Here is a 22,903-nt window from a genome sequence, read left to right on the forward strand (position 1 = left end):
TATTTAATAATACTTGCTTATACGTGTTTGTTTATTGATGATGCCTGCGGTGTGCGTAGCGATCGCCTTTTTGGAAAAACTTTTTGGTTTACTGAGTATCGAAGAATTGATGGGATAAAGTTACGAGTTCCAGAAGAAAAAATTTGCCATCCCAAACAGGAGTATTTGAAACAGAGGTTTGAGCAGTGTAAATGGTATCCTACTGTCTAATAATTTAAAATCAGATCGAAGAATACGTAATAATAATTAAGATTAGGATAGATTAAGTCACACCAGACGTAAATCCTAACTAAGCACGGGCTACGCCCCGCTACGCTAACAGAACTCAAAGTATGGAACTATACTTATTTCGTCATGGCATCGCCGAGGACAAGGGATTAAGCATCAAAGATGAAGAGCGCAGCCTTACCAAAGAAGGAAGGCAAAAAACTGAGAAAGTTGCCCAGAAACTTGTTAAATTGGGTTTAAGCTTTGATTTAATTCTCACCAGCCCCTTAGTGCGGGCCCGCCAAACGGCTGAAATCCTTATAGCAGAAAAACTAAGCCCCCAGTTAGAGGAATCTAGCCACCTCGCCCATGATGGTCAAATTTCTAGTTGGCTAAAAGACTGGTTAGAGCCGAGAAATTATTCCCAAAATACCCAACTGGCGCTGGTTGGACACGAACCTGATTTGACCAGTTGGGCAGAAATTCTCCTATGGGGGGAAGTCAAAGGAAGCTTAGTCTTGAAAAAAGCAGGTATGATTGGGATAAAACTACCAGAAACAGGTTCTCCTCTGGGTCGGAGTCAGATGTTTTGGTTGACACCACCCAAGTACCTGCTATAACAGTTTTTCAACATTTTCAATTGTTGTTAGAAGGGCTACTGTTATAGCGACAATAATTTCTGGTAAGTTAGCACGATCGGATATTTCATAAAGCGAATGGTGTTGCCATGATGGTGTGCGAATACAAGCCTGGTTTAGAAGGCATTCCCGCCGCCCAATCAAGTATCAGTTATGTTGATGGGCAAAAGGGAATACTAGAATATCGTGGCATCCGGATTGAGGAACTAGCAGAAAAAAGTACATTCTTGGAAACTGCTTATCTCTTAATCTGGGGTGAACTGCCAAGCAAGGAAGAACTGGAAGCATTTGAGCATGAGGTTCGTTACCACAGGCGGATAAAATACCGCATTCGGGACATGATGAAATGCTTTCCAGAAAGCGGTCACCCAATGGATGCCTTGCAAGCCTCTGCTGCTGCTTTAGGTTTGTTTTATTCGCTCCGGGATTTACATAACCCTGCCTACATTCGAGATTCGGTGGTGCGCCTGATAGCAACCATTCCCACGATGGTAGCAGCGTTCCAACTGATGCGAAAAGGCAATGACCCAATACGTCCCCGTGATGACTTAGACTACTCCGCCAACTTTCTATACATGCTCGATGAGAAAGAACCCGATCCTTTGATGGCGCGGATTTTTGATGTCTGCTTGATACTTCAGGTCGAGCATACAATGAATGCTTCCACTTTCAGTGCCAGGGTAACAGCTTCCACCTTAACCGATCCTTACGCTGTGGTTGCAAGTGCCGTGGGAACCTTGGGAGGGCCCCTGCATGGTGGGGCCAATGAAGAAGTAATTCAGATGTTGGAAAAAATTGGCTCTGTGGAGAATGTCCGTCCCTACATAGAGCATTGTCTGGAAACTAAATCTAAGATTATGGGCTTTGGACATCGTGTCTATAAAGTGAAAGATCCACGAGCCATAATTTTACAAAGCCTAGCAGAACAACTGTTTGAAAAGTTTGGGCATGACAAATTCTATGATATTGCCCTAGAAATGGAACAAGTGGTAGGAGAAAAACTCGGTAGCAAAGGGATTTATCCCAATATTGACTTTTACTCAGGTTTGGTGTATAGAAAGATGGGGATTCCCACAGACTTGTTTACACCAATATTTGCGATCGCTCGCGTTGCCGGTTGGCTAGCCCACTGGAAAGAACAGCTAGCAGAAAACCGGATTTTCCGACCTACCCAGGTTTACAACGGTCGGCACGAAGTTACTTATACCCCCATTGGCCAACGGTAAATGGGCAGGAGGCAGGGGGAAAAGGGAAACCTTCTCCCCAGCAAAGCGCACCTTGCCCCAATTCCTCTTTTCCATCCCCCCTGCTCCCTGCTCCCTGCTCCCTTGCTTCTTCCCTTGTCCCCGCGTCTCCTCAATAGCCAATCTCAATGCCAACCATAAGTAGAAGTTCTCATCTCGCTTCAGAGGGCTAAAACCATCCAACGATATACTAGGCATGGGAATTAGCAATAAATCTTCAATCAAGCGTCATCTGGGCAAAAATTAAAAATGGGTGAATTTACAGGTATTAATTCAACTAATAGTTGTAATTCACTATGACTCGATGTCTTAAAGAGTGGAAACATGAACTCAGGAATTGACCTCCAAGGAACTTTTATTGAATCCCTCCGGGATTTAGGTATACCAGCAGGAACAGCCAAAGCGATTTGGATGCCACTGCCAATGATACTGATGCTAATTGGGGCAACAGTAGGGGTATTAGTTGCTACTTGGCTAGAACGAAAAATTTCCGCTGCTGCACAGCAGCGAATTGGGCCAGAATACCAGGGGCCTTTTGGGTTGCTGGTACCTGTAGCGGATGGTTTGAAGTTGGTATTTAAAGAAGATATAGTACCAGCCAAATCTGACCCTTGGCTGTTTACCCTTGGCCCAATTATTGTTGTGATTCCGGTGTTTCTGTCATTCCTGATCGTCCCCTTTGGGCAGAACATCGTAATTAGCAATGTCGGCATGGGCGTATTCTTGTGGATTGCCTTGTCAAGCATTCAACCCATTGGTTTGTTAATGGCTGGCTACGCATCTAATAATAAATACTCCCTCTTAGGGGGGTTGCGGGCAGCAGCGCAATCTATTAGTTATGAAATTCCTTTGTCGCTGGCGGTATTAGCGATCGCTATGATGTCTAACAGCCTCGACACCGTTGATATTGTCAATCAACAGTCTGGCTACGGCATTCTAGGGTGGAACATTTGGCGACAACCAATCGGTTTCCTGATCTTTTGGATAGCCGCCCTAGCTGAATGCGAACGATTACCCTTTGACTTACCCGAAGCGGAAGAAGAAATCGTCGCGGGCTATCAGACTGAATATTCAGGGATGAAATTCGGTCTTTTCTACCTGGGTTCTTACGTGAACTTGATCCTTTCTTCCTTACTAGTAGCAATTCTCTACCTGGGCGGTTGGGACTTTCCCATTCCCCTCAACCTCATCGCTGGTTGGCTGGGAGTCAGCGAACTAAATCCTGTGTTCCAGATAGTAACTGCGGCTTTGGGGATTACGATGACCGTGTTCAAAGCCTATTTACTAGTGTTTGTCGCCATCCTGTTGCGCTGGACAGTGCCACGGGTACGGATTGACCAACTGTTAGATTTAGGATGGAAGTTCTTGTTGCCAGTTGGTTTGGTTAATCTTCTATTAACTGCCGCCCTGAAACTAGCCTTTCCTTTCGCCTTCGGCGGTTAGTCATTAGTCATTAGTCATTAGTCATTTGTACTAATGACCAAGGACAAAGGACAAGGGACAAATAAAGAGAGAGTGAAACATAATGCTAAAGTTCCTGAAACAAGTTGGTGATTACGCCAAAGAAACAGTACAAGCTGCGCGTTACATTGGTCAGGGGCTTTCTGTCACCTTCGATCACATGCGGCGGCGTCCGATTACCGTACAGTACCCTTACGAGAAACTGATTCCTGGCGAACGCTTTCGCGGTAGGATTCACTTTGAATTTGATAAGTGCATCGCCTGCGAAGTTTGTGTTCGCGTTTGTCCGATTAACCTGCCTGTAGTAGATTGGGAATTCGACAAAGCCAGCAAGAAGAAAAAACTCAACCACTACAGCATTGACTTTGGAGTTTGTATCTTTTGCGGTAATTGTGTGGAATTTTGCCCAACTAACTGTCTATCTATGACAGAAGAGTATGAGCTTTCCACTTACGATCGCCATGAATTGAACTATGACAGCGTAGCGCTAGGTCGTCTGCCCTACAAGGTAACAGACGATCCAATGGTTACACCACTGCGCGAACTAGTTTACCTACCCAAGGGCGTTCTCGAACCACATGGACTGCCCGCAGATGCGCCACGTGCGGGTGCGCGTCCAGAAGACCTGGTAGAACAAACAGAAAAATAAATGTCATTTGTCATTTGTCCTACCCTGCGGGAAGCCGCAGAAGCGTCTATGTTATTTGACCAATGACCAATGACCAATGACCAATGACTAATAACCAATGACCAATGACTAAGGACAAAAAACAGTGAATCTAGCAGAAGGAGTACAGTTTGTATCGCTTGCCATACTAGGCGTGATGATGATTGGGGCGGCCATTGGCGTGGTGCTGTTCTCCAACATCGTCTATTCTGCCTTTATGCTGGGGGGCGTGTTCATCAGCATAGCGGGAATCTACCTGTTGCTAAATGCTGATTTTGTTGCAGCTGCACAAATACTAATTTACGTTGGGGCAGTTAACGTGCTGATTTTGTTTGCCATTATGTTGGTGAACAAACGGCAGAATTTTGTCGCATTTCCCAACTCTTGGGTGCGGAAAGCACTGACGGGTATAGTCAGTGTCGGATTGTTTGGTCTTTTAAGTACGATGGTGCTGGCTACTCCTTGGGCTTACTCAGCCGCTCCGGTGGCGGGTGGCGAAAGTTCTATAGTTTTAATTGGAGAACATTTCTTCACTGACTTTTTACTGCCTTTTGAACTGGCTTCCATTTTGCTGCTAATCGCAATGGTAGGAGCAATTATTTTGGCACGCCGCGAGTATTTGCCAGACCTGTTGACACCATCCAAACTGGGGCAAACTGTTTTGACTTTGCAAGAACGCCCCAGAGAACTAGTATCAACAACCAGCGAAACAAAAGAGTAATATTTGCGACTCAGACCGCAAATATATAGCCCGATTTTTTCAGGAGGGATACCCAGATTCATGCAACTCCAGTACTTTTTATTACTAGCAGCAGCTTTATTCTGCATCGGCATCTACGGTTTAATTACCAGCCGCAACGCTGTGCGGGTGCTGATGTCAATTGAGTTACTGCTCAATGCTGTTAATCTGAATTTAATGGCATTTTCCAACTTCCTCGACTCAACATTAATTAAGGGTCAGGTTTTCACAGTATTTGTGATTACCGTGGCCGCAGCCGAGGCGGCGGTGGGTTTAGCGATCGTGCTGGCCATTTATCGCAACCGCGATACCGTCGATATGGAGCAGTTTAATCTCCTGAAGTGGTAATTGTGCGTGCAACTCAAGCAGGTAATCATTGCTTATAAAGCGCGGGATGCCCGGAGTAAACAATGGGCAGAAATCTGTGCTAAACAACTAGAAAGCCGCGAGTGCCAGGTGTTGATGGGGCCTAGTGGGCCGAAAGACAACCCCTATCCTGTCTTTTTGGCTTCCGCGGCTCAACCAATCGATCTCGCCTTGGTACTCGGTGGCGATGGTACTGTTTTAACTGGTGCCAGACATTTAGCCCCGGCGGGCATCCCTATTCTGGGAGTGAATGTGGGAGGTCATCTGGGGTTTTTAACTGAGTCAGTGGAAGAGTTTCAAGATACAGAGAAAGTTTGGGATCGGCTGTTTGAGGATCGCTATGCTATCCAACGACGGATGATGTTACAAGCTGCTGTGTATGAGGGTCACGGGTCTAATTTAGAACCAGTTAGCGAGCATTATCTGGCTCTGAATGAGTTTTGTGTTAAACCCGCCTCCGCAGATCGGATGATTACTTCAATTCTGGAAATGGAAATTGACGGTGAGGTAGTCGATCAGTACGTCGGGGACGGGTTGATTATTTCCACTCCCACAGGTTCTACTGGTTACACCGTTTCTGCTAATGGGCCGATTATGCATGATGGTATGGAGGCGCTTACCATCACTCCTATTTGTGCAATGAGCCTTTCTAGTCGCCCCCTCGTTTTACCCCCTGGTTCTGTGGTGAGTATTTGGCCTTTGGGGGATTACGATTTGAGTACCAAGCTGTGGACAGATGGAGTTTTAGGGACTTCAATTTGGCCGGGACACCGCGTTGATGTGCGGATGGCAGATTGTCGGGCTAAATTTATTATTTTGCGCGAGAACAATTCCTACTATCAGACGCTGCGGGATAAGTTGCTTTGGGCAGGTACAAGGGTTCACTACAGCAATAATCACCGTAATTAAGTATTTTAGAGTGCATTTACCGCAGATTGCGATGGCGTACCCGCCCGCCGTAGGCGATGTCTACGACGGGCTACGCCTACGCAACGGCAACACTGCAAGCATCGCAGCCAAAATTATCCAAGCCCCTGGATTTATCCGGGGGCTTTTTGCCCTGATTTTGACTTTCTTTGCTGACTTGTATTCATAGCCTATATCAAAAGAAAATTTTGTATCTTATTGCCAGATTTTTTCGGAATTAATGCCCATAATAAAAGCACTCTACCTCTAATTCAAGAGAGTAAAAAAGCTCTCTAGAGGTTCTTTTATCGAAAATTGTCCAAATTATGCTTCGACACATTAATGCATAATGTGAGCTATTTGTCTAGTGCCTAAATTCTAGTAGGATATTTTCGCCAATCTAAGTAGGAAGATAGATGGAAGTTTCTGGACGCAACATCAATTACCCACTCAATCCTCCTCTGACTTTTGAAGATTTTCCCGTCCTTCAAACTGAAAAATATATCCTACGGCTGGCGTCAACTGAAAAAGAATTAGAATCAATTTTTCAGTTGCGCTTTGAAGTTTTTAATCTTGAACTAGGCTTGGGATTTTCTGCTTCTAACTTTACCCAGATGGATATAGATAAGTTTGATGCGGTTTGCCATCATTTAATCTTGATATCTAAAGAAACTGGTAAAACCATTGGAACTTATCGGATGCAAACCTACACAATGGCTTCTCAAAGATTAGGCTTTGATGCTGCCGATATATTTAATCTTAACGCGATTCCCAATTCTGTGCTTCGGGCATCAGTTGAAGTTGGGCGTGCATGTATAGCTAAAGAATATCGCAACAGTCAGGCGCTTTTAATACTATGGAAAGGGCTAGCAAATTATCTCATCTGGAGTAAAAACCAATATTTTTTTGGCTGTACATCATTACTAACACAATCTCCTTGGCAAGCTACTTGTGCTTATGATTATTTTCAGCATAATGGATTGATGCATCCAAGTATTTTGGTTTATCCAAATTCACAATATTGTCTAGAAATGCCTCAAGATTGTCCCGATTCATCTGATGTTGAAATTCCGAAAATTTTGCAAGCATACTTGAATATTGGAGCCAAAATATGCAGTATTCCAGCTATCGACCGACAATTTAAAACTATTGATTTTTTGACTATATCTAATTGCAAAGACTTTGCTAAATGGCGTTACCAAATTTCGTGAAAGTTCTCTTTTGCCCTAACGACACTCACATGTGGCTACAGGAACAAAGTCCTTATGGTGCACTCGTAAAAGTGTACCATACGGACTGTAAGAATAGGAATATTTATGATACTTTACTCTTCATCTGCACCTCGGCTATAAAATAAAAATCTATTTTGCTGTATTTGATACAACCTTGTACAATTATTTTTAAAGTTAATATAAAGAGATATTTATTGCTAATATTTCACATCAGATAACTCTCACTCAAAGTATGTTGGCGATACAGATGAACGGGTTTAGATATAATAACTAGCGAAGTCTAGAACGGGCGTAGGTGCGGCACTTCATTCAGTTCGCCTGCCTGACTAGATTATTTTATTTTAGGGAACTTCTTGGGAAAACTGCTTATGCGCCATCTCAAATTTGCTCCGAGTTGGTTGCGATTTTTAATTATTTTCTTATTGACAATGGGTATATTGTTTCGCTTTTTTAACCTTGATGGCAAAGTTTACTGGCATGATGAAACTTATACCTCATTGCGGATTTCTGGTTACACAATTAATCAAGCAAAACAGCAACTTTTTAATAATCGTGTCATTGGCAAAGAAAGCTTTGCTCAGTTTCAAGGTGCAAATCCAGAAAAAAGCTTAAATGCCACAATTATGAATTTGGCAAAAGAAGATCCCTACCATCCACCGTTGTATTACGTAATAGCTAGATTGTGGATGCAAATCTTTGGTAATTCGGTGACGGCGATTAGAAAATTATCTGCCTTCATCAGTTTGCTGGTTTTCCCTTGTGTTTATTGGCTATGCCGAGAATTATTTAATGTGCCATTATCAGTTCCTGGTGTAGCGATCGCACTTATGGCCATTTCTCCAATTCAACTAGTTTATGCCCAAGAAGCACAAGAATATATTCTCTGGTTAGTCACCATATTATTATCCAGTGCGTCTTTGCTGCGAGCAATACGGCTAGAATCACAAGAAAAAGATGAGCTATTAAAAGAAGGACAACAACCCGATTTATTCGCTATTTGGAGCATTTATGCGGTAACTTTAGCGATTAGTCTTTATACATTTCTTTGGAGTGCATTTATAGCACTTGCTCACGGAATTTATGTAATGCTCGCTGCCAAATTTAAGTTGACTAGAACTGTCAGAACTTATCTGTTAGCATCACTGGTAGGCTTTTTAGCTTTCATGCCTTGGCTAACAATTGTAATCGGTGACTTTTTCCAATTTTTGATTTCAGCAGACAAAACAACATCACAGTCATATCTGATACCTGCTTTCCCTTTTTTATTAATACAGTTAAGCCGAATTTTTTTTGATATAGACTTTGGCTTAGACACTCCTATAGTCTATTTAATTGCGCTATTCTTTTTAACTTTAGTAGGATATTCAATTTATTTCCTTTGTCTAACAACTAACTATAAAGTCTGGCTTTTTCCGATCGCATTGATTGTAGTGCCAGCACTACCCTTAATACTGTCAAGTACTGGTGGCATACAATCATCTAGCGAACCATATTTCATACCATCTTATTTAGGAATCCAAGTGACTGTTGCTTACCTACTAGCTACGCAACTATATAATGGGAGCGTGGCACGCCGAAGCATTTGGCAGATAATCATGGCATTAGTGATTATTTGTGGTCTGATTTCTTATAAGGTGAGTTCCCAGACAGAAACTTGGTGGAATAAGGGTATGAGCAATGGCAATCCTCAAATTGCCCAAATCATCAATCAAACGTCTCGCCCACTTTTGATTAGTGATGCTTTGAGCAGCAATTATGGAAACGTCTTTTCTCTGAGTTATCTTTTAGAACCAAAAGTGCGATTTCTGTTGGTGAACAACCAAACAATTCCCAAAATTCCTGATAAGTTTACTGATGTGTTTTTACTCAATCCTTCAGGCACTTTGCGCGAAAAAATCGAAAAAAAGTATAAATTAAAAACAGATATCGTTTCCAGTAACAACTATTATTCGGTATGGAAATTGACTACACCTCGGAAGTTACGCCGACGTAATATCCTAGACAAACTCTAAAAGCTTGTTATAAGTCATATCTTGCACCTGCCTATCCCGCCTGAGAATAAATTCTCTTTTCTTATAGCCCAAGTCCACTCAAGTGGACTAAAACCCTTACTTAGTCTTCTTTAGAAGACTTTAGCTATAAGCCTCAGAATTCATTCTGAGGCGGTCGTAGAGACTGGTGCAAATTCTGAGATAAACTGCTTTTACCTTAAGTTGACAGCAATGACAGTTTTGCGCCCCTAACATAGACATAAAAAAATCCTGCGGTGGGACTAAAAGCCATTACAGGAAAAATTAAAATAATTCCTAATTCATAATTAAGCAATATTATCCACAAGCCGATCGCGAATTCTTTGGAGTTGGTCTTGAGTGTTAATTGGTTCTCGCGGTGCTGGTAATTCGGTATTAGGCCAGTTAGGTAAATCATTGCACGGGCATAACAACGCCGGCATCCCGACATTTCGCGCGGCTACTGGCATACTGCAACGCCCACAACGCACCATATCCCATGCTGGTGTCAACAGTTCAGCGATGGTTTCATGTGTACCCTCTAGGTAACAATCACCCGATTCCGGTGAGAGAATTTTTTGCCAGCATTCTTCAAATTCTTCACTATAGCGATCGCCATTTAGCACCGATAGCGGAGCGATAGCGAGTCCGCGAGCGTCTTGGGGCAAAAAGCTTGCCTTACCGTTGCCCGTAATCACTTTCTTACCTAACTGAAACCAGTAGGCAAGATATTCTCTAACTTGTTGTTTGGTTGCCATATTACAATTTTAGATTTTAAATTTTAGATTTTGGATTAATTTGAATCAATTAAGAATCTTGATTTCTCACTTCTCCTTCCCCTCTATTTGGTAATGGCGAACCAAGGACGCTAAGATTGAGAACATGACCACCAGTAACTAAATAAACAGTTTCGCTGAGTGTACTTAGCTGGCGCACTAAAGAACCCAGGCGATCGCGGAACGTTCTCCCCAAGGGATAAGCTGGTACTACCCCCCAACCTGTTTCTTCTGCTACAAACACTATATCGGCAGCAACCAGATCCACCGTCTCTAACAACTCTGCAACGATGTTTTTCCAGCTAAATTCGTCCTGTTCCAGGAGATTAGCAACCCAAGTCCCTAAAGAATCAACCAAAAGACAGGTATAGGGTTTCGCATCGGCGAGGGTAGCAGACAGTTCCACAGGTACAGATAGAGTTACCCAGTCTTCAGGACGACGTTTTTGGTGTTCTAAAATGCGTTGATGCCACTCTCGATCGTCTAGATTATCAGTGGCTGTTGCTACATAAACAACTGCTTTTGCTGACTGCATGGCTAGAGTTTCCGCCCATTCACTTTTACCAGATCGTGCTGGCCCTGTTACTAAGATGATTTTACCCAAAGTTGTTTCCTAAGTGGCGAATTAGTTAACAATATGCCTACGGTTGCAATTTCTTACCGTTTTTTAGTTCATCGGTGAGATTTTCGGTTTCAAATAACTTTTAAGGGATAAAATTAGCACCAGCATCATTGATGCTACAACTGGCAAAAGCCGAAAATCCCAACAACCCCATTCTTAATTATTCAATACCATTGGGGACAGCAAACTTTAGGATGTCTTTATGAACGCAGGCTTAAAACGCATAGAAGCAACTCTACACGATTTAGGAAATCGCGGTACTGCCTCTGCCGCTGAGACAGGTGATTCGACGACAAAACGGCCTTTCTCTTTTAGAATCAGCGTCGGAGCCAACGAACCCACAGAAAGTACACATCCATCCTCTGAGGATGGGGAACTAAATACACCAGGGCAAACAGTTGACTTGGGCGTAGATGCTGAGAGTGATTATGCTCATGAACAAAATTTCTTTCCTCAGCATGACTCTGTGCAGACCTTTCAAGCAGAAGAGAATGGTGGCAAAACACCCAGCCTACCCAAGTTGAAAACTCCCAGCTTTAGTAATCATCGCCACGGAGCTAATCCTGGACTAGCGATGAATCTATTGCAAGAAATTCAGGAAACTGTCGCCGGTTGGCAAACAGAACTGCAAAATATTTTGAAGCAAATTCAGGATATTTACTTAGAAGGGCCAATTGTCAATGGCTGGTTAGAATCCGATCCCCAAGAACCAGAACCGGCAGGAACTGCAACACTGCGCCATGCAGAAGTTGAACGCCTGATGAACTACGTAGAAGAAATTTGCGCCAGTGGTGGCAAAGTATCTTATCAATCATCTATTACTGGCTATCGCCTCTGCGGTGTAGACAATGCTGGTAAAGTCTGGTCGCGCCCATGTCCAGCGGATCAAGTTCCCAATGTTAGCATGGCGATCGCTCGTTACCAAAAGTTACGTCAGCTGTTGGGGCGCAAGCAATCTTTGGAAACTCGTCTGAGTCAACTGGCCCAAACTCTTGTAGTTTTACATAGTCATATTCAACAAACGTGAAGTTTTAAAGATTATTTCCGAAGAAACTCGGTTGGTGGGTCAGTAACTTTTGGTTTAAATTAACTCTCAGCAGTTGTGCCTTGGATTTAAGATTTTAATCTAAAATCCCAAATCTCAAATCCAAAATTAAATCTATGCCAGACACCCAAATCTCTGCAATTATCTGTACCCACAATCGAGATACCTATTTAGGGGCTGCAATTGATAGTCTTTTAGCGCAGGATTTTGCTGCTGACTTTGAAATCGTGGTAGTTGATAATGGGTCTAGCGATCGCACTCGTGAAGTTGTAGAACAAAGGGCCCACCATCCTCGCCTGAAGTATGTATTTGAACCCACCATTGGTTTATCTGTCGCCCGCAACACGGGTGCAAAAGTAGCTAGTGGTGATATTCTTGCTTATCTGGATGACGATGCCGTAGCCAGCCCTTGTTGGCTACAAGTTTTATATTTTGCCTATTACAATAACTCTAAACTAGCGATCGCAGGTGGCAAAGTCACTCTCCTATGGCCCCCAGGAATTCAACAACCACGGTGGCTATCTCCAGGGCTAACGGCAAATCTCGGTGCATATGACTTGGGTGACAGTAACATCTACATCGAGCAACCTGGCTCAACACCCAGAGGCTTAAATTACTCTATCCGCCGCAGTTTCCTAGAAGAAATTGGCGGTTTCGATCTTCATCTCGGTCGAGTGGGAAAAAATCTACTATCAAATGAAGAACTGCAAATGACTGAATTTGCCCTACAGCGTGGTTGGCAAGTAGCTTATCTTCCCGAAGCACTTGTTGCTCACAATGTAGCCCCAGAGCGCCTCCAACGCTCCTGGTTTTTAAACCGAGGCTGGTGGCAGGGTATCAGTGAGTGCTATCGAGAACAACTCGCTGGGAAAGCTGGAATCGCTCAGTTGCAGCGAGGTAGCGAACGGTTTGTACGCGGCTTGTATAAAGCATTGCAATATTTCTCCGATCCAGCAGAACGGTTTGACAAACTTGTGTATGCTTACGGTCAGATTGGTTACTTAAATGCTGCTATTCAAGGTCTTTTATCTACATCAAATAAGAAATAACCAATAACATAATTTATACTCATATGTCATCTAAAATACCAGTTTCAGTACTAATTCCAGCAAAAAACGAACAAGCAAACTTGCCAGCCTGCCTCGCCAGCGTCGCCAGAGCAGATGAAATATTTGTAGTAGATTCTCAAAGTACCGACAACAGCATTGAAATTGCTAAAAGTCACGGTGTAAATGTCGTGCAATTCAACTTTAATGGACGTTGGCCCAAAAAGAAAAATTGGTCTTTAGATAATCTCCCTTTTCGCAACGAATGGGTACTAATTGTAGATTGTGATGAGCGCATCACTCCCGAACTTTGGGAAGAAATTGATCGAGCAATTCAAAACAATGAGTATACCGGTTATTATCTCAACCGCCGCGTATTTTTCTTAGGAAAATGGATTCGCTATGGTGGCAAATATCCTGATTGGAATCTACGTTTATTTCAACATAAAAAAGGTCGCTACGAAAATCTAAATACAGAAGACATTCCCAATACTGGAGATAACGAAGTTCACGAACACGTGATTTTGCAAGGGAAAGTCGGCTATCTCAAAAATGATATGCTCCACGAGGACTTCCGCGACCTTTATCACTGGTTAGAGCGGCATAACCGCTATTCCAATTGGGAAGCTAGTGTTTATTTTAATATTCTCACAGGTAAAGATGATAGCGGTACTATTGGTGCCAATCTATTTGGTGATGCAGTGCAACGTAAGCGCTTTTTGAAAAAAGTGTGGGTACACTTGCCATTCAAACCCCTTTTACGGTTTGTTTTATTTTATATTATTCAGCGCGGCTTTTTGGATGGCAAAGCTGGATATATTTATGCACGCTTGTTGAGTCAATATGAATATCAAATTGGCGTCAAACTTTATGAATTACGCAACTGTGGCGGTCACTTAAATACTGCAACTACCCCAAAGGAGGGAGTAGAGGATCAGGAAAGCAGTGGAGCAGAGGCAAAACTGTTGACTATTGACTCCTAAATAATCACTAATGACTAACGAGCAACCTTTCGTAGATTTACGCAAATATGACCAATCTTGGTTCGACCGGGGTCGTCCAGGTTGGTATATTTTATTATGGTGGTTTGTACAAGCGATCGCCTTTACCCTGACTCCTCAACCGTTAAATATTCTCCGTTGTGCTCTGCTACGACTATTTGGCGCTCGGATCGGCAAAGGCGTATTAATTCGACCCACCGCCCGCTTCACTTACCCTTGGAAAGTTACCATTGGCAACTACAGTTGGATTGGAGATAACGTAGTTTTATACAGCCTCGATCGCATCCACATCGGCGAACACTGCGTAATTTCCCAAAAAAGTTACCTGTGTACTGGTAGTCATGATTTCCAAGACCCTGCCTTTGGGTTGAAAACAGCGAGTATCACCATTGACAATGGTGCATGGGTAGCAGCAGATTGTTTTGTTGGGCCGGGAGTGCAAATTGGAGCTAATGCTGTGATTGGCGCTCGTAGTAGTGTTTTTACTGATATGCCCTCAGGGCAGGTTTGTTGGGGAAGCCCTTGTCATGCCAAGACGGCTCGGATAAAACTCGATCCTCCCACAAAGCCGTGATTTTATAGATAGATAAACAAAGTAGGGGTGTACAGTTAGCTGTGCACCCTTATTTTTTATTTATTCGCTTTTGAGAAAAGAATAGAAGTGCGATCGCTACAATTTTATCCACATTTAGCAGCCAATACGCTTGGTGTTATAGCCAAAAACCTGAAACTGTTAAGTTGAGATGAGTTTCCCGGTTTGAGGAACCAAACCCAACATTTCCAGACTTTTTGGACAACGCTTAGGCTTAACCCAAGCGTGTTGGGTTATAGGTGAATCGTCAAGCTAAAATTATGTGTAAAGTGCGTAATATCATGTCCGCTTGATTGCTTATTAAACCGGAAGAAGCCCATCCCGCCAAAGCTACGCTTTGTCTCCCCTCCCGAAGAGTGGCAGGGGTTGGGGGTGGGGTGTAATGACTGTGGTTAGCATAACTAATTATGCGGACATGATATAAAATCCTATTTTAATTAAATCTTTTTGATTTCAAATCCAAAATTTGTGCATATCTAAAAAACTTGCCAGAAGATGCGATCTACCAAATTAGCCAGCAGATACTCTAATTAGCAAAAATTTTCTGCCATTCCCACAAGTAAGGGACTTCCAACTAAAAAAATTGTAATCGGATGCAAGTATGAATTTTAATAAACACGAACAAGATGTCATTTTAATCGTCGATGATATCCTTACTAATTTAGAGGTTTTGTTTGGTTTTTTAGAGCAGTCAGGCTTTAAAGTATTAGTAGCTGAAGATGGAGTAAGCGCAATTGAAATGGCAGAATATGCCTTACCCGACCTGATTTTGTTGGATGTATTGATGCCAAAAGTTGACGGTTTTGAAACCTGCCGAATTTTGAAAAGCAATCCAGCCACTCAAGATATTCCAATAATATTCATAAGTGCCCTTGATGAAAAAGTAGATACAGTTAAAGGCTTGAATATTGGCGGAGTAGATTACATTACTAAACCCCTAGAATATGAAGAAGTTTTAGCTAGGGTGAATATGCATTTACGGTTACGAAAACTTACAAAAAAACTCATAGATCAAAATGAGCGTTTGGAAGTCGAAATCTTTGAGCGCCACCGAGTAGAAGAGGAATTGCGGTGTCATTCCGCTGCATTAAGTGAGTGGAATAATCGCTATCAAGCCCTAATTCAAGCAAGTGGTCAGATTCTCTTCGACTGGAACCTGCATACCAACGAGATTAAATATGGTGGCAATGTAGAGCGAATATTAGGTTACTCCATGCCTGAGATGTTAGGAGGTTTGAACCGTTGGCTAGAGTTGATTCATCCTGAAGATAGAAACTTATTTAACCAAGAGATTAACCGCGTTTTATCCACAAAAGAGCGATTCCACCTCATTTTTCGCATATGCCGCAAAGATGGCACTTACATTACAGTTGAGGACAACGGATATATATTTTTAGACTCTACAGGCAAAGTTGCTCGGATGACGGGCTTTGTGATTGATATTAGCGAACAGCAAGCCGCACTACGCGATCGCAAACACGCAGAACAGAAAATCCGCGAGCAAGCTGCTTTGCTCGACATTACCACAGACGCGATTCTCGTTCAAGATTTGGTTAACCAAATTCAATTTTGGAATAAAGGGGCTGAACATCTCTATGGTTGGACGGCAGAAGAAGCACTGAACAAGAATGCCAATCAGCTTTTGTATCGAAAGCAAAATTTCTACCAACTGAAAAACATTCAGAAAGCTTTAGCTGAGAGTGGTTCGTGGCAAGGTGAGTTACATCAAGTCACAAAACAAGGCAAAGAGATCGTCGTTGCTAGCCGTTGGACGCTGGTAAATAGCGATCGCGGGCAAGCCAAATCCATCCTCATTGTCAACTCCGACATTACAGAAAAAAAACAACTCGAAGCGCAGTTTCTCCGGGGCCAGCGGATGGAGAGTCTTGGCACCCTGGCAAGTGGTATCGCTCACGATCTCAACAATGCACTCACACCCGTGATGATGACAGTGCAACTTCTAGAGGGAAAACTCCTGGATGAAAAAAGTCAGCAATGGCTGGCAATCATGGAAACAAATGTTCAACGGGCGGCAGATTTAGTTAAACAAGTTCTGTGGTTTTCACGTGGTTCGGTAGGTAACTTTAAAACCTTACAAGTGCGGGATTTAATTTCGGAAATTGAAAATATTATTAAACAAACATTTTCCAGAGCTATTGAAATCCGTATCGATGTTCCTGGGCAAAACCTGTGGAATATCTTTGGCGATGCTACTCAGGTGCATCAAGTGCTGATGAACCTCTGTATTAATGCTCGTGATGCCATGCCTGATGGCGGTATCCTAAAAATTTCTGCAAATAATTTCTGGGTTGATAGCCAGTATGCCCGGATGAATATTGATGCTAAGGTGGGTTCTTACGTAATGATTAGCGTCTGTGATACAGGTACAGGAATTAACAGAGAAATAGTAGATAGAATTTTTGAGCCATTTTTCACAACAAAAGAAGTGGGTAAAGGCACAGGGCTTGGTCTTTCAACACTGCTTGGCATCATTAAAAGCCACAGCGGTTTTGTGAATGTAGTTACTGAAGTAGGTAAAGGCACAGAGTTTCAAGTTTGCTTCCCCGTCACCCAGACAATGGATACAGATCGAGAATTAGCTAAAGATCGGGAATTAGCAGCAGGGCATGGAGAATTGATTCTCGTTGTTGATGATGAAGATTCAATTCGAGAAGTGACTCAAACCTGGTTAGAAAATAATGCCTACAAAGTTATAGTCGCTAGTGATGGTATTGAGGCGATCGCACTATATACACAACATCAACAAGAAATTAGTGTAGTGTTGATTGATATGATGATGCCATATATGGATGGGCCAACAACTATCAATGTCTTGAAAAAAATTAATCCAGACCTCAAAATTATTGGTGTCAGTGGATTAGCCTCCAATCATGAAATGGTTAAAAACCTTGGTAATAGTGTCAAAACCCTTTTGTCCAAGCCTTACACTTCAAGCGACTTGTTAACAAATTTACAGATGGTAATCAACACAAAGTAGAGCCTTTCAATCACTTGATTTATTAAAAACTTCTAAAATCTGCCGACAAATCTGTTTGAGCTTATCTCCAATTTCACCAGAAGGCGAAGATGCGCCGACAATACTCCAGTTTTCTACCGTAGAAAGTCGCCACGCTTCGCCGCGATGATCGAATCCAGCTATCTCCACGCCGATCGCTCGCCGCGAATTATTGATGGGATCTTGATAAAATCGGATTTGAATCAAAATACTGCGACTTCGCCAAGATTTGCTGATACCAGGAAAGTGAAAGCCAATATCTATGGAATCTGGATCGACTAATTCCCTAGTCTCTGGGTCATTCTTCCAGGGTTTAAGATCGGATTTGGCATCAGGAAACTCGAATTTGAACAAATTAACTACCGTAGCAATGTTGCTGGCGAGTTCAAGGTTCGTTGCCTGTTCAGATGCGTTCACTAAAAAACACTCCTATATTGTGTCGGCGTCTGGGGGATGTGAAGAAATAAAAATCGCCAGAAGGCTTATCCTATTGGTGTTTCAGCTTATCAAGACCTTTGAAATTTAGCAACTCTAAATCATACTTCCCTAACAATCCTGGTTACTAACAGATGCCAAAAATCGCTTCTTGTTGGGACTGGCTAACACCTCTTAAGTAATTATACTTAAAATTTTCTCAAAAGCAGATGAAACTCTGCTCTTTCTAAAAAATATCAAGATTTTCTGCAAAATCCTTGGCCGATAAGAACGATAAATTGCGCTAGCGATCTAAAATGACACTGTTAATCGGCAAAAAAAACACTAATCAAGTTCAATGTATGGTGCGTCAACGCTCGATTTTTTCATTTTTCCTAGTATTATTGGCCACATTCCTCATTAGTTGTGGCGGCCCTGGTGTCGCGGTAGCACCTCCAACTTACACAGCAACGCAACTTGAAAGAATTCAAGCATACGTTCCTGAAATTCAGGCTGTGCGCGATCGCTCACAAGAGTTGAAAAGCTTGATCCAAAGAGGTGATTGGATCAATGTGCGTAACTTTATACACGGGCCTATAACAGAAGCAAGGCTGAACCTGACTTATGTCATTCCCAACCTTCTGCCCAAAGACCAACCCCCAGCACGTCAGATAACGCGAGATTTGTTTAACGACCTGGTTAAACTTGATAAAGCTACTAGTGCTGGCAAAGCTCAACCTGCCTTGACTAGCTCTGAAGCTGCTTTTGCAGATATTGACAAATTCCTCCAGCTGCTTCCTAGAACAGAAGAGAGTTAGGAGCAAAGCCGGAAACGTTTCCGTTGCTCCAGTTAATAGTTAGGAGTTGGGAGTTAAGAATTTAAAATTTTTAACTTCTAACTCCTAACTTCTCACTTTAAGCACAAGTCATGAATGTAGTTATTATCGGTTGTGGTGTGGTTGGGGCTGCGATCGCCTATGAACTGAGTCAAGTAAAAGGGCTGAAAATCACAGTTTTCGACCGACAACCACCAGCACAAGCTTCCACGGGCGCTGCACTTGGCGTTTTGATGGGCGCAATCAGCCAAAAAATCAAGGGCAAAGCTTGGCAGATGCGGCAAACTAGCATCCAACGCTATGAAACTTTGATTCCCGAACTAGAAGCTTTAACAGGTCGCAAAATTCCTTTTAATCGCCAGGGAATTCTCATGCTTTTGTCTGATTCCTCCTCTTCCCCAGAGGCGATTTCAGCATGGGAAAAGCTAGTAGAAATTCGCCACACTCAAGGCTGGCATTTAGAAATATGGGACACTGCTAAACTCCAGAATATCTGTCCTCAAATTAATAACGAAAAAATTACTGGCGCTGTCTATTCTCCCCAAGACCGTCAAATCGATCCAACAGCCCTGACATTAGCTTTAGTTGAGGCTGCCCAGCACAACGGTGTCACTTTCAAGTTTGGTGCGGCTGTTTTAGATGTCCAAACCTCACCACCTGAGTCTTCCCGCCAATTTTGCGAGCAACTTGAGACTACAGAAGGAAAAATAGCCGCAGATTGGTTTGTAATCGCAGCCGGACTAGGTTCAACACCACTGACGGCAAAATTAAATCAGATGGTTGATATCCGCCCTGTACTTGGGCAAGCGTTGCAAATGCGTGTGGGGCATCCATTAGGCAATCCCGACTTCCAGCCAGCGATAACGGGTAACGATGTCCATATTGTTCCTGTGGGCGGTGGAGATTATTGGGTGGGTGCAACAGTGGAATTTCCCAACAATAGCGATGAGATACCGCCAAATCAAGAACTGCTGGAATCTGTTAGAGAACAAGCGATCGCATTTTGCCCAGAATTAGCCACAGCAACTATTCTTCGCACTTGGTCAGGATTACGTCCCCGTCCTGAAGGTCGTCCAGCCCCAGTTATTGGTAAGTTACCAGGGTTTAGTAATGTCCTCCTAGCTACCGGACACTATCGCAACGGCGTTTTACTAGCGCCCGCTACAGCTTATGCGATTCGTGAGATGATTATTCCTCAGGGAATAGGGGGATGAGGGGGATGAGAGAGCAGGGGAAGAAGAACTATTGATTATTGACCAATGACAAATGACAGATGACAAATGCCCAATATAGGAAAATAGCGTGTCAATAACAGAACATAAAATCAATGTAGATTCACTGGAATGGTTTTATCGGGAATCTTTACCAATCGGCAGAACTGACTTAGCGCCTGTGTTGTTGCTACACGGCTTAGTTTCACAAAGTTATAGTTGGCGTAATATTATACCTGCTTTGGCGAATCAGGGTACAAGAGCGATCGCCCCAGATTGGATTGGTTACGGCTTTTCTGCAAAACCAGAAAAACGAGATTTTGCTTACACTCCCGATGCTTTTATCACAGCTTTAGAAGGATTTATTAAAGCGCTAGAACTTGAAAATTTTTCTTTAGTTGTCCAAGGCTTTTTAGGTTCTGTAGGGCTACAATATGCCTTGCGTCACCCCGAACAAATTGCCAATTTAGCTATTTTAAATACACCCATTTCAACTGCTGCCAAATTACCCTGGAAAATTAAACAAATGGGTTTACCTTTGGCAGGTGAAGTCATGACCCAAGACCCGCTTTTGGTTGACCGGACGCTAGAAGGTGGAAGCCGTTACCGCATAGGGGATAAGGAATTAGATATTTATCGAAAACCATTCTTGAAAAGTTCTTCATCTGGGCGGAGTCTCTTATCAAGTATTCGCAATTTACAGCTTGATTCAGCAATGAAAGAAATCGAATCTGGTTTTAAAGAATGGCAACAGCCAATTCTGATTCAATGGGGTATGATTGACCCTTGGTTACCAGTAGACATTGCCGAAAATTTTGCCAATTCCGTACCAAATACCGAATTAATAAAACTTAATAACGTCGGACATTATCCTCAAGAACACTACCACGAAGCGATTTTGGAAGACCTTTTACCCTTTGTGCGTCGTAAAGATGCTCATTGACAATATACTTTTGGCAAAAATCGATATTATAAAAATGAAACCACAGATAAACACCAATGATTTATCTGTGGTAAAGAAATGAATTCTGGATTTTTGCCAGACTTGTAATGTTATTCCAGACTGCATTTGTGAATTTTTTATTAGCATTAAAAATAGATTGCAACCACAAGTACAGGAGATGAGTATTCATGGCTTATTCATGGTTTAAAGCCTTTCATATTGTCGGATTTGTAGTTTGGTTCGCTGGTTTGTTCTACTTAGTTCGTCTTTTTATCTATCACGTTGAAGCGAACCTTGAACCCGAACCAGCGCGAACGATACTGAAAAATCAGTATCAAATTATGGAAAAGCGCCTCTACTATATCATCACTAACCCAGGAATGTTTGTGACGATCGCAATGGCCATCGGTTTATTAACCACTGAACCGGATGTTTTAAAAGAGGGATGGTTACATATAAAACTGCTGTTTGTTGCTATTTTAATTGGCTATCATCATTACTGCGCTCGGCTGATGAAGAAGTTAGCAGTAGATGAATGTGGCTGGAGTGGTCAGCAATTACGTGCTTTAAATGAAGCACCGACAGTTATGTTAGTAGCGATTGTATTGCTGGCTGTGTTTAAGAATAATCTACCTACAGATATCGCTGCTTGGGCTATTTTCGCCATGATTATTTTGATGGCAGTCACTATTCAACTTTATGCCAAAAAACGCAGGCTAGATAAAGAGAAACTGACGGCACAAATAGGGCAACCACAAGAACAAAGTTAGATAAACCTCTCCCTGCCTTGAACTAAAGTTCAAGTCTGTCCCTCTCCGACTCGGAGAGGGAAAAGTTTTGTGTTTCACGTTAAGTTGACACTTATAACAGCTGTGCTACCTTACTAAAGGTTGCATCACAACAACAAATGCTATCAATTAACCATTACCTCATCCTGGAAACGTTTTCAGTAAATCATCCCCAGGAATCACAGTAGCGTAAAAAGTATATTTGCGATTAGCGACATAACGGCGGTCTTGTTTAACAATCGCCATAAACTCTCTATGTCCCTCACGAGTCCGTCCCACTAAACAACCCGCACTAGCAAGGCGAATATCATTCTTGGGAAAATCAAAGCCGTAGTGTTGATTCACATAAAAATTATCACCTGTATCAAGTTTGTCGCCAGTCCGTTTAAAATCTTTGTTGAAATCTCTACAAACAGTTATATCTCCAACTTGTACTAATGCTTCGTGAGGTTCTGCTGTGCCGTGGATACCAACAGCCCAAGCTTTGTATTGTCCAAACTGAATCCTAGCTGCTCCTTTCGGATTCATTGGATTATAAGTGTAGTACCTCCCTGGTTCTGTAGTAGCTTCCCAGTGTTCTACGATTTTGGGAACGCCATTTACTACTTCAATGACAATCCGCCGATCGTTAAATTGATTGGGTGTATCGCTGTTGAGAGTCCAGTCTGCATCTATGCCCTCTACATAAACAATGTTGTATTCTTTTGGATTGGTAAATACCTGATAACCTTTGGATAGCATATATTTCACAATCTTACTTGCGATATCATTGCCTAGTTTTAACGGGGGTTTAGGAAGATCGTCTATTTTGGTTTCAATTAGTTTCTTGGCTGTGACTGCTCCTAAAAAGCCACTCTCTTCAGTCTTTGTTAATTCTTGAAATTTTTTGAGAGATATCACAGAAACAGGGCCAAATTTACCATCGGCTGGAGGTTCTAGCAAACCTAAGCCGATTAACAGTATCTGAATCTGACGAGTCAAGTCTACATCCTCAGCGATCGCGTCGAATGCCCATTTTTCTCCTGTTCCCAAGAAATCTTGTAGTTTCATTATGTACCTGCTTTCATTTACTTACTTCTAAGTATAAACATCATTTTTAAGATTGATGTTGTTTGAAACAATACTCTGAAGGCGAAGTATAATG

General features: G+C 42.5%; 24 protein-coding genes. 20 read left to right on the plus strand and 4 right to left on the minus strand.

Annotated elements, in window-relative coordinates:
- From V7L01_RS18935 to V7L01_RS18985, 11 genes are all read left to right on the plus strand, one after another.
- The coding region (locus V7L01_RS18935; RefSeq protein WP_335037297.1) for a hypothetical protein at positions 1-210 on the plus strand (210 nt) is incomplete at its 5' end.
- Positions 211-332: 122 nt separating this feature from the next.
- Positions 333-827: a phosphohistidine phosphatase SixA gene (gene sixA / locus V7L01_RS18940; RefSeq protein WP_335037299.1), complete on the plus strand. Its 495-nt coding sequence runs from the start codon at positions 333-335 to the stop codon at positions 825-827.
- A 107-nt stretch (positions 828-934) separates the two neighbouring features.
- A complete protein-coding gene (locus tag V7L01_RS18945) occupies positions 935-2,071 on the plus strand; it encodes a citrate synthase (RefSeq protein ID WP_335037301.1) in 1,137 nt (378 codons plus the stop codon).
- 342 nt (positions 2,072-2,413) lie between these two features.
- On the plus strand, positions 2,414-3,532 hold the full coding sequence (gene nuoH / locus V7L01_RS18950; RefSeq protein ID WP_335037303.1) for an NADH-quinone oxidoreductase subunit NuoH: 1,119 nt from the start codon (positions 2,414-2,416) through the stop codon (positions 3,530-3,532).
- Between the two features lie 82 nt (positions 3,533-3,614).
- Positions 3,615-4,199, plus strand: a complete 585-nt coding sequence (gene ndhI, locus V7L01_RS18955) for an NAD(P)H-quinone oxidoreductase subunit I (protein ID WP_190890175.1) — start codon at positions 3,615-3,617, stop codon at positions 4,197-4,199.
- A gap of 124 nt (positions 4,200-4,323) precedes the next feature.
- Positions 4,324-4,938 carry an NADH-quinone oxidoreductase subunit J gene (locus V7L01_RS18960; protein WP_335037306.1) on the plus strand — a complete coding sequence of 205 codons (615 nt, stop codon included), beginning with the start codon at positions 4,324-4,326 and terminating at the stop codon, positions 4,936-4,938.
- A gap of 60 nt (positions 4,939-4,998) precedes the next feature.
- Positions 4,999-5,304 (plus strand): NADH-quinone oxidoreductase subunit NuoK, encoded by a 306-nt coding sequence (nuoK, locus tag V7L01_RS18965; protein WP_006199065.1) that lies wholly within the window; start codon positions 4,999-5,001, stop codon positions 5,302-5,304.
- A gap of 6 nt (positions 5,305-5,310) precedes the next feature.
- On the plus strand, positions 5,311-6,231 hold the full coding sequence (locus V7L01_RS18970; protein ID WP_335037308.1) for an NAD(+) kinase: 921 nt from the start codon (positions 5,311-5,313) through the stop codon (positions 6,229-6,231).
- A 31-nt stretch (positions 6,232-6,262) separates the two neighbouring features.
- Positions 6,263-6,418, plus strand: a complete 156-nt coding sequence (locus V7L01_RS18975; protein WP_335037310.1) for a hypothetical protein — start codon at positions 6,263-6,265, stop codon at positions 6,416-6,418.
- Positions 6,419-6,644: 226 nt separating this feature from the next.
- On the plus strand, positions 6,645-7,439 hold the full coding sequence (locus V7L01_RS18980) for a GNAT family N-acetyltransferase (RefSeq protein WP_335037312.1): 795 nt from the start codon (positions 6,645-6,647) through the stop codon (positions 7,437-7,439).
- Between the two features lie 389 nt (positions 7,440-7,828).
- On the plus strand, positions 7,829-9,472 hold the full coding sequence (locus tag V7L01_RS18985) for a glycosyltransferase family 39 protein (protein WP_335037314.1): 1,644 nt from the start codon (positions 7,829-7,831) through the stop codon (positions 9,470-9,472).
- Between the two features lie 305 nt (positions 9,473-9,777).
- Here the strand turns inward: V7L01_RS18985 and V7L01_RS18990 are convergent, their stop codons facing one another.
- Positions 9,778-10,227 (minus strand): hypothetical protein, encoded by a 450-nt coding sequence (locus V7L01_RS18990; protein WP_335037316.1) that lies wholly within the window; start codon positions 10,225-10,227, stop codon positions 9,778-9,780.
- A gap of 49 nt (positions 10,228-10,276) precedes the next feature.
- On the minus strand, positions 10,277-10,849 hold the full coding sequence (gene cobU / locus V7L01_RS18995) for a bifunctional adenosylcobinamide kinase/adenosylcobinamide-phosphate guanylyltransferase (RefSeq protein WP_335037318.1): 573 nt from the start codon (positions 10,847-10,849) through the stop codon (positions 10,277-10,279).
- A 220-nt stretch (positions 10,850-11,069) separates the two neighbouring features.
- Here cobU and V7L01_RS19000 point away from each other — a divergent pair, with 220 nt between their 5' ends.
- The 5 genes from V7L01_RS19000 (at position 11,070) to V7L01_RS19020 (ending at position 17,549) form a co-directional block, all read left to right on the plus strand.
- Positions 11,070-11,894 carry a hypothetical protein gene (locus V7L01_RS19000; protein ID WP_335037320.1) on the plus strand — a complete coding sequence of 275 codons (825 nt, stop codon included), beginning with the start codon at positions 11,070-11,072 and terminating at the stop codon, positions 11,892-11,894.
- Between the two features lie 134 nt (positions 11,895-12,028).
- A complete protein-coding gene (locus tag V7L01_RS19005; RefSeq protein WP_335037322.1) occupies positions 12,029-12,961 on the plus strand; it encodes a glycosyltransferase in 933 nt (310 codons plus the stop codon).
- A gap of 23 nt (positions 12,962-12,984) precedes the next feature.
- Complete coding sequence (locus V7L01_RS19010) at positions 12,985-13,941, plus strand: glycosyltransferase family 2 protein (RefSeq protein ID WP_335037324.1); 957 nt, start codon at positions 12,985-12,987, stop codon at positions 13,939-13,941.
- 10 nt (positions 13,942-13,951) lie between these two features.
- A complete protein-coding gene (hpsU, locus tag V7L01_RS19015) occupies positions 13,952-14,533 on the plus strand; it encodes a hormogonium polysaccharide biosynthesis acetyltransferase HpsU (RefSeq protein WP_335037326.1) in 582 nt (193 codons plus the stop codon).
- Between the two features lie 619 nt (positions 14,534-15,152).
- Positions 15,153-17,549: a hybrid sensor histidine kinase/response regulator gene (locus V7L01_RS19020; protein ID WP_335037328.1), complete on the plus strand. Its 2,397-nt coding sequence runs from the start codon at positions 15,153-15,155 to the stop codon at positions 17,547-17,549.
- Between the two features lie 6 nt (positions 17,550-17,555).
- Here the strand turns inward: V7L01_RS19020 and V7L01_RS19025 are convergent, their stop codons facing one another.
- Positions 17,556-17,984, minus strand: coding sequence for a hypothetical protein (locus tag V7L01_RS19025; RefSeq protein WP_335037330.1), 429 nt, complete (start codon positions 17,982-17,984; stop codon positions 17,556-17,558).
- A 359-nt stretch (positions 17,985-18,343) separates the two neighbouring features.
- On the opposite strand from V7L01_RS19025, the gene psbQ reads away from it, so the two are divergent.
- From psbQ to hemJ, 4 genes are all read left to right on the plus strand, one after another.
- On the plus strand, positions 18,344-18,799 hold the full coding sequence (gene psbQ / locus V7L01_RS19030; RefSeq protein ID WP_335037481.1) for a photosystem II protein PsbQ: 456 nt from the start codon (positions 18,344-18,346) through the stop codon (positions 18,797-18,799).
- Positions 18,800-18,909: 110 nt separating this feature from the next.
- Entirely contained in the window at positions 18,910-20,031 is a 1,122-nt protein-coding gene (locus V7L01_RS19035; RefSeq protein ID WP_335037332.1) for an NAD(P)/FAD-dependent oxidoreductase, read from the plus strand.
- Positions 20,032-20,119: 88 nt separating this feature from the next.
- Positions 20,120-20,971 (plus strand): alpha/beta fold hydrolase, encoded by an 852-nt coding sequence (locus V7L01_RS19040; RefSeq protein WP_335037334.1) that lies wholly within the window; start codon positions 20,120-20,122, stop codon positions 20,969-20,971.
- A 188-nt stretch (positions 20,972-21,159) separates the two neighbouring features.
- Entirely contained in the window at positions 21,160-21,741 is a 582-nt protein-coding gene (gene hemJ / locus V7L01_RS19045) for a protoporphyrinogen oxidase HemJ (protein WP_335037336.1), read from the plus strand.
- Between the two features lie 159 nt (positions 21,742-21,900).
- Here the strand turns inward: hemJ and V7L01_RS19050 are convergent, their stop codons facing one another.
- Complete coding sequence (locus tag V7L01_RS19050; RefSeq protein WP_335037338.1) at positions 21,901-22,809, minus strand: peptidoglycan-binding protein; 909 nt, start codon at positions 22,807-22,809, stop codon at positions 21,901-21,903.
- Positions 22,810-22,903: the final 94 nt, after the last annotated feature.

This window comes from Nostoc sp., from assembly GCF_036917095.1.
Classification (GTDB): Bacteria; Cyanobacteriota; Cyanobacteriia; order Cyanobacteriales; family Nostocaceae; genus Nostoc.